Annotated in this window: 13 protein-coding genes; 2 read left to right on the top strand and 11 right to left on the bottom strand. The window is 62.5% G+C overall.

Annotated elements, in window-relative coordinates; translation table 11 throughout:
- Positions 1–11: 11 nt before the first annotated feature.
- The 11 genes from ACEW7X_RS01825 to ACEW7X_RS01775 form a co-directional block, all read right to left on the bottom strand.
- Positions 12–755: a molecular chaperone gene (locus ACEW7X_RS01825; protein ID WP_253597367.1), complete on the bottom strand. Its 744-nt coding sequence runs from the start codon at positions 753–755 to the stop codon at positions 12–14.
- 46 nt (positions 756–801) lie between these two features.
- Positions 802–1,338 (bottom strand): fimbrial protein, encoded by a 537-nt coding sequence (locus ACEW7X_RS01820; RefSeq protein ID WP_420177532.1) that lies wholly within the window; start codon positions 1,336–1,338, stop codon positions 802–804.
- Between the two features lie 82 nt (positions 1,339–1,420).
- Entirely contained in the window at positions 1,421–1,945 is a 525-nt protein-coding gene (locus ACEW7X_RS01815) for a fimbrial protein (RefSeq protein WP_253597371.1), read from the bottom strand.
- Positions 1,946–1,994: 49 nt separating this feature from the next.
- On the bottom strand, positions 1,995–2,270 hold the full coding sequence (locus ACEW7X_RS01810; protein ID WP_253597373.1) for a hypothetical protein: 276 nt from the start codon (positions 2,268–2,270) through the stop codon (positions 1,995–1,997).
- A gap of 258 nt (positions 2,271–2,528) precedes the next feature.
- Positions 2,529–3,779, bottom strand: a complete 1,251-nt coding sequence (locus ACEW7X_RS01805; protein WP_420177531.1) for a hypothetical protein — start codon at positions 3,777–3,779, stop codon at positions 2,529–2,531.
- Positions 3,780–4,037: 258 nt separating this feature from the next.
- Complete coding sequence (locus ACEW7X_RS01800; RefSeq protein WP_339138359.1) at positions 4,038–4,274, bottom strand: hypothetical protein; 237 nt, start codon at positions 4,272–4,274, stop codon at positions 4,038–4,040.
- 41 nt (positions 4,275–4,315) lie between these two features.
- Positions 4,316–5,644: a branched-chain amino acid transport system II carrier protein gene (gene brnQ, locus ACEW7X_RS01795; RefSeq protein ID WP_420177530.1), complete on the bottom strand. Its 1,329-nt coding sequence runs from the start codon at positions 5,642–5,644 to the stop codon at positions 4,316–4,318.
- Between the two features lie 346 nt (positions 5,645–5,990).
- Positions 5,991–6,842, bottom strand: coding sequence for an NAD(P)-dependent oxidoreductase (locus ACEW7X_RS01790; RefSeq protein ID WP_415777725.1), 852 nt, complete (start codon positions 6,840–6,842; stop codon positions 5,991–5,993).
- A gap of 38 nt (positions 6,843–6,880) precedes the next feature.
- Positions 6,881–8,608, bottom strand: coding sequence for a dihydroxy-acid dehydratase (gene ilvD / locus ACEW7X_RS01785; protein WP_068371195.1), 1,728 nt, complete (start codon positions 8,606–8,608; stop codon positions 6,881–6,883).
- Positions 8,609–8,634: 26 nt separating this feature from the next.
- The gene (locus tag ACEW7X_RS01780) at positions 8,635–9,423 is read right to left on the bottom strand and encodes an SDR family NAD(P)-dependent oxidoreductase (protein ID WP_068371198.1); all 789 of its coding nucleotides are present in this window, start codon (positions 9,421–9,423) and stop codon (positions 8,635–8,637) included.
- Positions 9,420–10,748 (bottom strand): MFS transporter, encoded by a 1,329-nt coding sequence (locus tag ACEW7X_RS01775; RefSeq protein WP_420177529.1) that lies wholly within the window; start codon positions 10,746–10,748, stop codon positions 9,420–9,422. The genes ACEW7X_RS01780 and ACEW7X_RS01775 overlap by 4 nt, the downstream gene beginning before the upstream one ends.
- Positions 10,749–11,026: 278 nt before the next feature.
- On the opposite strand from ACEW7X_RS01775, the gene ACEW7X_RS01770 reads away from it, so the two are divergent.
- Positions 11,027–11,983, top strand: a complete 957-nt coding sequence (locus ACEW7X_RS01770) for a LysR family transcriptional regulator (protein ID WP_127773063.1) — start codon at positions 11,027–11,029, stop codon at positions 11,981–11,983.
- Positions 11,984–12,174: 191 nt separating this feature from the next.
- Positions 12,175–13,353 (top strand): SGNH/GDSL hydrolase family protein, encoded by a 1,179-nt coding sequence (locus ACEW7X_RS01765; RefSeq protein ID WP_420177528.1) that lies wholly within the window; start codon positions 12,175–12,177, stop codon positions 13,351–13,353.
- Positions 13,354–13,363 lie beyond the last annotated feature (10 nt).

Raw genomic sequence — 13,363 nt, 5'->3', positions numbered from 1 at the left:
AGACTCCCTTATCAGTGGCCGGCGCTATCCGCGGCTGAGGCAGCCGCGCCAATCTTCGGGTTGGGCCAGGCATTCACTGCGCCATAATCATTGATGACATGGGGCACCACGTTGAGTCCGGCAGTATCCGCCGGACAACTGCCCAATGGCAGGCGCATCGTATCGAAAGGCATGGCCATGGCACCGCGTCCGAATTCCTCAGTCTCGCCACTGACCCCAATGCGGGAAAAATTGACGATGTAGGGCGACGTATTGCGTATCGACAGCTCACAAGCGCCGGACGCCGGGCGAACCAAGGCCCACTCCAGTTGCTGCGGTCCACGCACACCGCCTTGCATGGCGGTAGGACGGTAGAAGAACTTGATGCGCGTGCGCGTCGCGATGCTCAGGGAATTGTCGTCACCTGCGCCTTTTTGCGGCACTTCCAGCAGGTTGAACCAGAAGTAGGATTCCCGGTCTTCAGGCAAGCCTTCGCCGACCTTGGTAATGCTCAGCCCACGCTCTGCGCCGCCATCCATGCGGCTCAACGGCGGGGTGACAAAAAACGGCGTTTCCATGCTGCCGTCCGGGCCTTCTATCCAGGTCTGGACAACATACGGGTAGTTGGTCAGGTTGGTGGCGTAAATGGCCGCATGCTGGTCCTGCTCTTTCATCACCACACGAGTATTCGAAAGCTGCACCGCCGCCTGTGCTCCGGGGCTGGCCAGTATCGCCATCAAGCTCAGTGCGAAAACAGCGGGAAAAAACTTGCGCATGGTGATCTGCTCCTAAATACGTTCGGTCAATGCAAGAATGCAGAAATCAGAAATAGCTCAGCGTGAACGTGGCTTTGGCCGTCAACACGCCCAGGTTGATTGGCAGAGACTCAACCACCAGGCTTACCGAGAAAGGCAAAGTCGTGGTGCCGCTTTTCAGCGGGAAGTCCGTGGCCGTGCCATTCATGGGCACATCACCCGATACCCCCGGAGTCAGGGGCGTCAGGACCAGCGCCAGTCCGGCAATCGAGGTTTGCAGGTGCGTAGGCTGCGCAGCGTCATGGGGCCCGCTGAACGAAACGGCAACCCGGCTGGCGGTCGCCAGCGAACAATTGGTCAGCACGATTTCGGCGGTTTTACCGGTCGCAAATCTGCTGCCGATCTGACCGAGAAGATAGGTGCCCGTATCCGGCAGCAACACTTCCTGGCTGGGGGTGGACAACACGCAGGTCGGGCCGGAGACCGAGCCGGAGATGGTGATCAGGCTCTGGTTGGCAGCTTGCGCTTGCGCATGCCCCTGCATGCCTCCGGCAAGAGCCAGGCCGAACAAAAGCAGCGCCGCGTGTTTGATCGCAACGGACATATGTCCTCCGGATGAGGATTCGCTGAAACTCCATAGGCGGGACGGCAAGGGCTCGCCGCAAGCGGGCCCTTGCCTGCCGGAATTACGAGTAGGTCACCGTGAAGGTGGCGTACGAGTTGGCGGTACCCGCCGTCACGCCGGTGGCAACGGTCGACTCGTAGTAGGCTTCGAACTGCAGGCGGTTGTCACCGTCATGCAGCGTGAAGGGGATGCCGGTGTTGCTGCCGAATTCGATAGCAGTTGCAGAACCCTGGGGACGCAGGCCGATGGCCACGCCTTGTGCGGTCGAGTTGTTGTCCAGGGGCAGCAGAAGGCCGCTACCGTTGACGGATTCGAACACAAAGGTGGCCGTATCCTGCGTGGAGGTATCGCAACCCGTCAGCACGATGTCGAAGCTGCGCACCGGCGACTTGTCGCCAATCGCCGAGAAGACGTTGGTGGAGATGTCGCCCAGCGGCACATTGATGCTGGCCGAGTTACCACCGATGGAGCAAGGCGAGTTGGTGATGTTGCCCTTGAAGTAGATTTCGCCACCATCGGCCAGGGCGGAACCTGCGACGGAAGCCAGGCCAACGGCCAGCAGAGCGCTCAGAACGGACTTTTTCATATCATTTCCTTTCAGGAAGAACAGTTGACGACAAGGAAGGGATGGCGGGTCAGTTGCCTTGGGCCGCAGGGCGTTCGATACCAGAGAGGCTGTGCCACATGGACAAGCCTTGCCCCAGCAACCAGCTGCCGGGAACAAACAGGCCGTAGCGCAGCAATCTGCCGCGCCAGTGCCTCGCCTGGCGGACGCCCAGTGCGAACTTGACGTCCTCGATGTACCAGCTCGCGGGAACCGAAATCCCCCGGGCCAGCACCGGATAACGACGCATCAATTTCAGACAAGGAATTGCCCAGACGCGATAGCCTCGGTAGACCGTGACAGACATTCTTTCTGCGCAATAGCGGGAATCATGAATCCAATCCGAAAAGGAAATCAGATTCTGACGCCGCAATTCATTGCAGACGATTTTGCCTTCACTGTTTTCCCATAATTGACTAACGCGCATTTCGGCCTCCAGCTTTGATCCGCCTTCTCATGCATCGGCGTTTCCACCTTTGCACCCGCCGTATTGGACAGGCTCGGCCATGTTAAGCAGTGAAGTTCCAGCCATCTATCGAAAAAATTCGAGATTGCGGAACTTTCTCTATCGCCACTGAAAAGAAATGAAAAACCTACGGGGATTAACAAAGAAATAAATGCAACAAATTATGACCTGAAACAAAACACCTAGCCAAAGCGAATTCTCGTAAAGGCCGCTGACCGGCATTAATACCAAGGCAATAATTAATAACGCCAGGCCAGCCAATCCCCGGCATCCTGCCAGCATGCCTTCTTCGCGCCAGACAGTGGGTGTGGAGCGCGCGGCAAAAACGCAGGCCCAGGACAGGAGGATGCCCGTACCGGCCACCCCGATCACCAGCAGTTCCAGTTCAGCTGGCCAGTGCCGCGACAACAGGAAAATGATCAAGACCAGCCCGGCGGTCACCAATACGGCCAGCGCAGGCGTGCCACGGCCGTCCAGACGGCCCAGCCGTGCCGGCGCCATGCCGGCACGCGCCAGACTGAACAGCAGGCGCGAGGCCACATGCAGTTGCACGTACCAGACGCCGAGACTGAACAGCACCAGGAAAACATCGAAAATCCTTTTTGCATCATCAATTTGCGCCATTCTCATCAAGCCCAGCAAAGGCGCTTCCCGGGTGGGTGCGGATTGCCAGGGAACCAGCCATACCGACACCAGCATGGTCAGCAGATACAGTGCAATCGCCAGGCCAGCGCCTTTCCCTAGGCGGCTGGCCAGTGTCTGCGCAGGCTCTTGCGCCTGGGCTGCCGTCAGGGAAAGCAGTTCCACTCCCTGGAAGCTGAACAACGCCAGCAGAAATGCGCCAGCCAAAGACAGCCAGGGCCAGTCCTCCTGCGGCAAATGCCAATCCGGCCCGGCCACGGAAGCGCCTCCGGAACATACCAGCCACAAGCCGATGGAAACAAAAGCCAGCAATATCATCAGCTTGAAAAAATTGAACCCTGACAGGAGACGGGCAAAAGAACATGTACCCAGATACTGGACGAGGCTCATGAGTACGAGCAGCAGCAGAGACCAAAGCCAGGAGGCCGCGCCCAGAATGACAGCCAGGTAGTGTCCGAGCAGCACCAGTTCACTGCCCAGCAGGAGCAAAAACGCACAAAAATAGGACATACGGACAACAAATCCCGCATAGCCGCCCAGCTGTGCCTCGACATAGCCGGCAAAGCCGCTGGCGGGCGTTCCCTGACGGGCAATGTCGCGCAACGCCAGGACCAGCAGGCCCGTCACGCCGGCAGCCATCAGGTAGCACAGCCACACCCAGGGGCCGGCCAGATAGCGCGCCAAGGTTTCTCCCTGAATTAGGCCCATACTGATTCCACCACCTATTGCCATCCAGAGCCAGGTAACAGGACCAATATCCCGGGGCAATCCTGATTCTCTTTCAATAATCAATTCAAAAGAATTAATTGCCATTCTTCCCGCCTAAACGTATCAATAAGTTTCAGGAAAACCAGTCTCTCAAAGCAATCAAAAAGTGGATTGCCAGACAGCTGTGGACGATGCCCTCCACAAGCCTTCAATCCTACCTGTTTAATTTAATTTCGACTATTTACCGGAATCGAATCATCATACAAAAAGAAAAAGACGCATATCGTTTGCCAACAGCAGCAATAACATCACACGCAAGCATGCCGCCATTGCCAAAACCGCCACGGCACCTTCTTCACGGTTATCTTGGGCAGGCAAATTCCGTCCCGCAGGCCACAGATGGCACGCACGCAACAAAGCCGGATACCAGGCGGCATCCGGCAAACGGCAATGTATTCGGGAAAAAACCGGCCAGAACGGCCGGTCAGAAGACATCAAGACAAGCCCGGCCGATTTGGCCGGGCCAGGGCCCGGGCTCAGGCTTGGGGCTGCCCACCTGCCGCGACCTGGCGGCGCCCCAGGATAGCGTCCACGACACTGGCAATCACCAGCACCAGCACCACCGGCAGCAGCCAGTCCAGGCCTTGTTCGGCCAGCGGCAAGGTGAGCAGCCAGCCCGGCAGCCAGGCTCCCAGGCCGGCGCCATGCAGGGCATGCAGGCCACCGAACAGCAGCGCGACAGCCATCGCCGGAGCAATCGCCCGGCCTGGGGCATGCCAGAATTTCCAGCAGAAGCTCAACGCCACCATCACGATGCAGGGAGGGTAGATCGCCCCCAGGACCGGTTCGGATAATTGGATAAGCTTTGTCAGGCCAAGATTGGACACCAGCAGGCCAAAGCCCGTCAGCAGGAATACCAGGTGACGGTAGGAAATCGGCAGGACCTTGCTGAAATACTCCGCGCAGGCGCAGGTCAGGCCAACGGCAGTGACCAGGCAGGCCAGGAACATCAGCACCGCGAAGAAAGCGCTGCCGACATCCCCGAAGACGGTTTGAACATAGGCGTGCAACACGGCCGCGCCATTGGTGGCGCCCACCGCAATTTCATGGCTGCTGGCCCCCAGGCGGAAAAGACTGATGTAGACCAGCGCCAGGCCGACCCCGGCAAACAGTCCGGCGATGATGGCGTAGCGGGTGATGAGGCGCAATGAATCCACGCCTTTGGAGCGTATGGCATTGACGATGACAATACCGAACACCAGCGCCGCCAGGGTGTCCATGGTGAGATAACCGTTGATGAAGCCCTGTGCAAACGGTGCCGCCTGATAAGCCGGGGTAGCGTCGCCAACCGTACCCTGGGGCAGCAGGAAGGCGGCCACGCCCAGCACCGTAAGCGCCAGGATTTTCAAGGGCGCAAGAAAACGCCCCACGGTATCGAGCAGGCGGCCCGGATACAGCGACACGGACAGCACCACCATGAAGTACAGCAGGGTATAGATGAACAACACCAATGGCGTATCACCGACAAGCGGCGCCACGCCAGCCTCGAATGAAGCCGTTGCCGTTCGCGGCGTGGCAAACAGCGGGCCAACCAGCAAATAGCAGGCCGCAGCAAGTATGCCGCCAGCCGTGCGCCCGATGGGGCCGCTCAGCGCATCCATGGGGCCGCCCACGCGCGCCAGCGCGACGATGGTCATGACCGGCAAGCCCACAGCCGTGACCAGGAACCCAAGGGCGGCCACCCAGACGCTGGGGCCGGCCTGCAGGCCGATAATGGGGGGAAAGATGATGTTGCCAGCCCCGACAAACAGGGCGAAGGTCATGAAACTGAGTGCCAGGATATCCTGGCTTTTCAAGGATGCCATCGTAGGTATTGCCGCGGGCTGCGCGGACGGTCAGAAATTTTTGCCACCTCAGACAGAGGCACGGCAACCATCCGGACAATCCGCCCCAGACATGCACCCGTCCATCTCCGGCAATTCAGGCCGGCCGGCCTGAGGTGTGCCGGGTGGCCCGCCAGGCAACTGGCGGAGACACCTCACCAAGGATGTTTCCCCGGCTGGTACAGCGCCACGGAATCGGCAATCCGCCAGCCTGGAAGGTTTGCAAATGTAGCACAGCCGGCATCACGCCCTTTCCGCATGGCAGCGAAAAAGACGATGCCGGATGAACGGCAAGCCCCGCATCGGCGGGCGCGGCACACGCGGAGTGTCAGGCGTTCTGGGTGCTTTCCGCCAGGCCGATGCGAAACACCTGCGACAGGTCGGCCTCCGCCAGTCCCTGGCTGACGGCCGCCTGCAGCAGGCTGCGCACCTGCGGCAGGATCCGCTGCACCGTGCCGCTGGATTGCGCCAGCTCTGCAATGGCATCCAGGTCCTTGAGCATGACGCGCACGGTGCCCGATGCTGCCTGCGGCGGCGCCACCATGCGCGGCCAGAGCGTCTGCAGCAGCACGGAGTCGGCCCAGCCGCCTTGCAGCGCGGACGGCACGGCAGCCGTGTCCATGCCGTTGCGGCTGGCCAGTACGAAGGCCTCGGCCATGCCTGCCAGGGTCGTCGCTACGATAGCCTGGTTTGCCAGCTTGGCGGTTTGCCCGGCCCCTACGTCGCCCATGCGCGTCACACGGGCGGCAAATGCACGCAATACCGGCGTGACGGCAGCAATGTCCTCGGCCGTGCCGCCTGCCATGATGGCCAGTGTGCCGGCAGCAGCCCCTGCCGTGCCGCCGGAGACGGGCGCATCCACCCAGGCGCGCCCGGTTGCGTGACGCCAGCGCTGGGCCAGCTGGCGCGTCAGGGCTGGCGCCAGCGTCGAATGATCCACCAGATAGGCAGGCGCGACGGCGGCATGCGCCAGCCCGTCTGAGCCAAACACCACGTTGTCCACCGCCTGGCCATCCCCCAGGCATAGCAGCACCATATCTACCTGGGCGGCCATCGCCTGCGGCGTGTCGCAGGCCATCGCACCGGCAGCCAGCAGGGCATCCAGCTTGTCTGCCGAGCGATTCCACACGTGCACCTCATGCCCGGCGGCCAGCAGCCGCTGCGCCATGGGCTCGCCCATGCGGCCGATGCCGCAAAACCCGACTTTCACCGTTCCCGTCACCGTTGGTCTCCTGGATGTTCCGCCTCGTAAGGCCATTCGACTGCACCGGAATGCGTCACCGCGCCCAGTTTGGCTGGCCGCACCAGCGCTTCATATTTTTCCAGCACACCGCCAAGATGGCCCCGCACAAACGGCTGCGCGACACGCGCCCGCTCGGCCATTTCGGCCTCATCGAGCTCAACGTCCAGCTTGCCACGAATCGCGTCGATGTGGATACGGTCACCGTCGCGCAACAGTCGGATGGGGCCGCCAGCCGCTGCTTCAGGGCCCACATAGCCAATGCACATGCCCCGCGTCGCGCCGGAGAACCGCCCATCCGTCAGCAGCGCCACTTTCTCGCCCATGCCTTGACCGTAGATCGCCGCCGTCACACTTAACATCTCGCGCATGCCCGGGCCGCCCTTGGGGCCTTCATTGCGTATCACCAGCACATCGCCTTCGCGATAGTCCTGCGTGGACACTGCCGTCATACAGTCTTCTTCGTTTTCGAAAACGCGCGCGGTTCCCGAGAACACCAGTTGCTTCAGGCCCGCCGTCTTGAGCGCCGCGCCATCCGGCGCAAGATTGCCGCGCAGCACCACCAGGCCTGCATTGGGCGACAGGGGCTGGTCGTGCGGCCGCACCACCCGGCCGTCCGGCCCGGGAAATGCCTTCAGTGCTTCTGCCAGGGTTTCGCCGCTTTGCGTCAGCGTATCGCCATGGATATGCCCGCCCGCCAGCAAGGCATTGAGCACCGCCGGCACGCCGCCGACGTGATGCAGGTCCACCGCCAGATAACGCCCGCCAGGCTGCATGTCGCCAATGAGCGGCGTGCGCGCCAGCACCTCGGAGACATCATCAAGCGTAAAGCGTATGCCGGCCTCATGCGCGATGGCGGGAATGTGCAGCATGGCATTGGTGGAACCGCCGGTCGCGGCCACCGCCGCACAGGCATTTTCCAGGCTTTTGCGGGTGACCAGATCACGCGGCAGCGGCCCCCCCTGGCGCAAGGCGCGCATGACGCTTTCCCCAGCGCGGCGCGCCACGGCAATGCGTTCGCTGTAGGCTGCCGGCACGGTGGCCGAGCCCAGCGGCGCCAGCCCCAGCACCTCGGCCACCATTGCCATGGTATTGGCAGTGAACTGGCCGGGGCACGAGCCTGCCGTCGGCGTGCAACGCTTTTCGATCTCGCGCAAGGTCTGCAGCGGCATGTCTCCCCGCTGGGCGGTGCCAACCGCTTCGATGGCCGTCAGGATGGTGGCCTGGTTGCCGTCCGGCCCCACGCCGGGCAACATCGCACCACCGAAGAGAAAGACCCCGGGCACATTGACCCGCACCATCCCCATCAGGATGCCGGGCAGGGTCTTGTCACAGCCGGCCACGCCAACCAGCGCGTCGTAGCAATGCGCGCGCACGAAAATCTCCACGCTGTCGGCGATGGTTTCACGCGACACCAGCGAGAAGCGCATGCCGGAGTGGTTCATGGAGGTACCGTCCGACACCGAGATCGCCGACCCACGGATAGGCACCCCACCGCCGGCAGCCACCCCCAGGCGGACGTTGTCCGAGATCTGGTTGAGCGACATCGAGCATGGCGTGTTTTCGCCAAAGGTATCGACGATGGCGACGAACGGCTTGTCGATGGCCGCATCATCCAGGCCGGTGGCACGCAGGAAGGCGCGATGCGGCGTGCGGGTGATGCCCTCGGTCACGGTCCGGGAGCGATGTTTGTGAAGATCCGTCATGGCAATTCCTTTTCTGAAAATACGCTTCAGGTGTTGAGCAGCAGCCCGTTTTCGATCGCCAGCACCTGCCCGGTCATGGCGGGCGTGCGGGCAGCGATGAACCAGGCCAGCTCGGCGATTTCATCTGGCTGGGAAACCCGCCCCAGCGGGGAGTTCGCCCGCATGCCCTGCACGATGCCGGCATAGGCGTCTTCACCCAGCACGCGGCGCAACAGGCCGTCATCCACCATGCCGGGGGCCAGCGCATTCACCCGCACCTGCGGCGCCAGCGTGCGCGCCAGCGACAGCGTGAGCGCATTGACCGCCCCCTTGGACGCCGCATAGGCGATGGACGAGCCCGTGCCGTTGAGCGACGCCAGAGAGGAAATATTGATGACAGCCGCCGTATGACCATTGCTGCCATCGCCGCCGCTACGCCGCAACAGCGGCGCAGCGGCGCGCGTCATCTGGAACATGCCGATCAGGTTGACGCGATAGACCCGCTCGAACTCGGCAGCGTCCAGCCCTTCCAGGTCGTCATGCGGCACGACTTTGGTCGTGCCCGCGTTATTGACCAGGGCATCCAGCCGGTGCCAGGCATCGTCCACGGCTGCCACCAGACGCCGGCAATCCGCGTCGTCGCCGATATCGGCATCCACGACCAGGACCGGCACGCCCAGATCCCGGCACTGCTGCGCGACGGCCTGGGCAGCCGGGCGAGTGCTGTCATCAAAGTTGTTGATGGCAACCGCCCAGCCTTCGCGGGCAAAGCGCAGCGCCGTGGCTGCCCCGATACCCGTGGCCGCGCCGGTCACGAGGCAAACAGGAAAACTCATTTGTTACTCCGTTGTTTTCTGAGCGACAGCGCAATGACGGCGCCTGCAACCAAGGCACATGCAAGCACGATCATGCCCGGCAGCAACTGGCCCGTCCTGTCCTTGATGAAACCGATCACATAGGGGCTGACGAAGCCCGCGAGGTTGCCGGTGGAATTGATCAGGGCAATGGCTGCGGCCGCCCCTGCGCCCCCCATCATGGCCGTGGGAATGCCCCAGAAAACCGGCGCGATGGAGTTGATTCCGATGGCCGCCACGACCAGGGCAGCGATCGACAGCCAGAGGTGATCCAACAGCAGCACCGATGCCAGCATGCCCGCCGCGCCCAGCACGCAACAAATGGCGACGTGAACGCGGCGGTCGTTGCTGCGATCGGCGTGCCGCGCGATCAGCACCATGGCGACGGCGCTGATGACCGACGGCACCGCAGACAGCAGGCCGATGTTGCCGATATTCGCGACCCCTGCCGACTGGATGACGGTGGGCACCCAGAACACCAGCCCGTAGTTGCCCATGGCGATGCAGAAATAAAGCAGCCCAAGCAGCCAGACCTTGCTGTTGCGGAACACCTGGCGCACGCTGTGATGCGCACGGGTGCTGTCATCGGCTGCCAGGTCTTCCTTGAGCAGGCGCTTTTCTTCCGCACTGAGCCATTTCACATTCGCGATGCTGTCCTGCAGGATGAAGAACGCCGCGATGCCCACCACCAGGGAAGCCAGGCCTTCGATCAGGAACAGCCACTGCCAGCCGGCCATGCCGTGCAGGCCGCCGAACTGCTGCATGATCCAACCCGAAACCGGGCCGCCAATGGCGCCCGACACCGGGATGGCCACCATGAACAGCGCAATGATCTGCGAACGGCGGCTGGACGGAAACCAGGTGGCCAGGTACAGGACGATGCCGGGAAAGAAGCCGGCTTCGGCCACGCCCAGCAGAAAGCGCAACACATAAAAGGAAACGGGGCCCTGTGTGAACAGGGTCAGGCAGGAAATGACCGACCAGGTCACCATGATGCGGGCGATCCAGACCCGTGCGCCGACCCGGTGCAGGATCAGGTTGCTGGGCACTTCGAAAATGAAGTAGCCGATGAAAAACATGCCCGCGCCCAGCCCGTAGATGGTTTCGGACATGGACAGGTCTGCCAGCATTTCCAGCTTGGCAAAACTCACGTTGACGCGGTCTATGTAGGCCACGATGAACGCCAGGAACAGGAAGGGAATGATATGCCAGGTCAGCTTGCGGTACAACGCGTCCCGCTGCGCCTGCGACACAGGAACGGCGGAACCGCCATGCGGCTGCCCGCCACGGCCAATAGAGGTGCTCATGCGTATGTCTCCAAAACGCGTGCCGTCCGGCACGTCTAGTTATCTGGCAGTCACATCTCGGCATCCGGTTATGTGCCGTGCTGCAGGCCTTTCCTGGAAAGAAGCCCATCCGGTCCCTGAACAGGCATGAAACCTGGCGCCAATACGGTGCTGCCGATGGGAAGAGTAAAGTCGCACCCGGGCTGCGGCAAATCACGTTTCAAGCAACCGGAATAACCATATGGTTATGATTGACCTGGCATCCCGAAAAAAAACAGCGAAAACACAGGAGACATCCCATGCCAGCAAGCAGCGATTCCATGGAACGCTTCTTCCGCAGCGGCCTGAAGCTCGGCCACCTGCGCATCCTGGTGGCCCTGAGCGAGCTCGGGCAGGTCACGCGCGTCGCATCGGCTTTCCATGTCACACAACCCGCCATTTCCAAGCAGATAGCAGAGATGGAAACTGCCCTGGGCGCGCCCATCCTGCAACGCTCGGGCAACGCCATCGAACTGACTGGCATTGGCCGGGTGCTGGTGGAGCACGGCCGCGAGATCCTGCGGCAACTGGAACTGGCGCGCCGCGACGTCAGCGCACTGACGGCCGGCACGGCCGGGCACGTACGCTTTGGTTCTGTCGTCACCATCCCCCAGCCACTGATCGCCCATGCGGTTGAACTTTTCACCCGGCGCGCGCCCACGGCCTCCTTCTCCTTTGTCGAGGCGACACTGGACCGGCTCCTGAAAATGATGGACGAAGCCAATCTCGACCTGGCGCTGGGGCGCAACCGGGTCACGGACCGTCTGCCGGTCGTGCGCAGCGAAGCCCTGCACCATGAACCCTTCGTCTTTGTCGTGGGCACCCGTCACCCGCTGGGTGAACCAGATACGCCCGTGTCCTGGCGCGACCTGGACAACGTCCGCTGGATCACGCCCATGAAAGGCTCGCCCGCCTTTGCCACCATGGTGGAAATCCTGGCCGAACAGGGCGTGACATTGCAGCACCCTGCGATCGAATCCAGTTCGCTGGCGCTGAACCTGACGCTGCTGCGCGGTGGCGATTTCGTCTCCATCCTGCCGCTGTCGCTGGCACGCCGCCATGTGCAGCGCGGCAACATGCGCATGCTGCCGCTGCCGCCGCTCGCGCCGCTGGGCCAAGCCGTGCTCTATTGGCGCGAAGACACGCTGACGCCGGCCGCCCAGCTTTTCATGGAATGCCTGCGTGAGTCTTCCGCCGAGCTGATCGACACCCCCTGATGCCGGCGCCGGCCATGCGACCGAGAATCCCCCTTTCCAGTGATTCCCGCCTGCCGGTATTCGGCGTTCAATCACCTTTGCCTTGGATACGTCAGGACAGATAAAGCTTCAGCCCTGGATGCTCGCCTGGCGGCATTCCGGTGTTTCCTGCGTGGCCGTTTCCAACCAGAAGAAGACAAAGGAAGCCTCGTATGACCTCCCGTACAGAATCCCTGCATTCCATCCATACACTGGCGCTGACGGCCATTTTCTCGGTCCTGCTTGGCGCCTGTGGCGGCAGCAGCAATAGCGACGAACAGCCAGCACCGGTTGCGACATCATCCGTCACGGTAATCGGCGACAGCCTGTCCGATATCGGCACCTTCGGCATCCGCCATACGGTGCAATCCACCAGCGGCGTCCCCTACCCGCTCTGGACCGACCTGCTGACGCGCGCTACCGAAGCCCCTGAACCCTGCAGCTACTATCTGGCAAGTTCCGCCAGCAGCTTCAACCAGCGTGCCGGCTGCACCAACTACGCTGTCGCGGGCGGACGCATACAGGCTCCGGATGCCGCGCAACCCACCAGCATCCTGTTGCAGATGCAGCATGCCCGGCAGGCGGCAGGCGCGGCAGGCTTCGGCGCGCAGGACCTGCTGCTGCTGGACGGCGGCGGCAATGACGCTGCCGACCTGATCGAAGCCTATATCGCGCTGTTGTTGTCAGCCGCCACGCAGCAAACCCCTGATGTCGCGTCCTATGCTGGCTTCCTGCAGAACGTGCTGGGCGAGACCGCAACCTGGGCATTGCTGCAATCCGGCGAGCATGGCGCCGAAGCCGCCGCGCAGGCCTACATGCAGGCGCTGGCCGAACGCTTCGCCGCCGCTATCCAGGAACAATTGCTGGACGCCGGTGCCCAGCGCATTGCGGTCCTGAATATTCCGGACGTTACCCGCACCCCTCGCTTCCAGCCCTTGCTGCAGCTCCTGACGCTCGCCGCCGGGCCGGAAGCGGCCGCGCAAGCACAACAGTTGCTGCAAGGATGGCTGACGGCCTTCAACGCCCAGCTCGACAGCGCCTTCGCCAGCCATCCGCATGTCGTCGTGGTCGATGCCTTTGCACAACTGGGAATGTGGGCGGAGGACGCCAGCCGCTTCGGCTTCACCAACGCCAGAGATGCCGTCTGCCCGGAAGCCAGCCCGGCCACCCCGCTGCCGTCCTATGACATCACGCAGTGCACGGATAGCTACCTGGACGCCCATGCCCCCGCCGGGGCTGCAACCGGTTGGTGGCAGGCGTACGCCTTTGCCGACGGTTTCCACCCCACGCCCAAAGGCCATGCCGTGATGGCCCAGGCCGTCGCGGAAGCCATGCAAGCCAAGGGCTGGTGATCGCCCCGGC

The sequence above is a fragment of the Kerstersia gyiorum genome, assembly GCF_048595715.1.
Taxonomy (GTDB): domain Bacteria; phylum Pseudomonadota; class Gammaproteobacteria; order Burkholderiales; family Burkholderiaceae_B; genus Kerstersia; species Kerstersia gyiorum.
The sequence above is the reverse complement of the archived record's forward strand: the minus strand, read 5'-3'. Positions and strand labels throughout refer to the sequence as shown.

Bases quoted from the DNA above. Each gene is read 5' to 3' on its own strand.
- ACEW7X_RS01825 (WP_253597367.1), bottom strand. From the start codon at position 755: ATGCGCAAGTTTTTTCCCGCTGTTTTCGCACTGAGCTTGATGGCGATA.
- ACEW7X_RS01820 (WP_420177532.1), bottom strand. From the start codon at position 1,338: ATGTCCGTTGCGATCAAACACGCGGCGCTGCTTTTGTTCGGCCTGGCT.
- ACEW7X_RS01815 (WP_253597371.1), bottom strand. From the start codon at position 1,945: ATGAAAAAGTCCGTTCTGAGCGCTCTGCTGGCCGTTGGCCTGGCTTCC.
- ACEW7X_RS01810 (WP_253597373.1), bottom strand. From the start codon at position 2,270: ATGTCTGTCACGGTCTACCGAGGCTATCGCGTCTGGGCAATTCCTTGT.
- ACEW7X_RS01805 (WP_420177531.1), bottom strand. From the start codon at position 3,779: ATGGGCCTAATTCAGGGAGAAACCTTGGCGCGCTATCTGGCCGGCCCC.
- ACEW7X_RS01800 (WP_339138359.1), bottom strand. From the start codon at position 4,274: ATGTCTTCTGACCGGCCGTTCTGGCCGGTTTTTTCCCGAATACATTGC.
- brnQ (WP_420177530.1), bottom strand. From the start codon at position 5,644: ATGGCATCCTTGAAAAGCCAGGATATCCTGGCACTCAGTTTCATGACC.
- ACEW7X_RS01790 (WP_415777725.1), bottom strand. From the start codon at position 6,842: ATGGGCGAGCCCATGGCGCAGCGGCTGCTGGCCGCCGGGCATGAGGTG.
- ilvD (WP_068371195.1), bottom strand. From the start codon at position 8,608: ATGACGGATCTTCACAAACATCGCTCCCGGACCGTGACCGAGGGCATC.
- ACEW7X_RS01780 (WP_068371198.1), bottom strand. From the start codon at position 9,423: ATGAGTTTTCCTGTTTGCCTCGTGACCGGCGCGGCCACGGGTATCGGG.
- ACEW7X_RS01775 (WP_420177529.1), bottom strand. From the start codon at position 10,748: ATGAGCACCTCTATTGGCCGTGGCGGGCAGCCGCATGGCGGTTCCGCC.
- ACEW7X_RS01770 (WP_127773063.1), top strand. From the start codon at position 11,027: ATGCCAGCAAGCAGCGATTCCATGGAACGCTTCTTCCGCAGCGGCCTG.
- ACEW7X_RS01765 (WP_420177528.1), top strand. From the start codon at position 12,175: ATGACCTCCCGTACAGAATCCCTGCATTCCATCCATACACTGGCGCTG.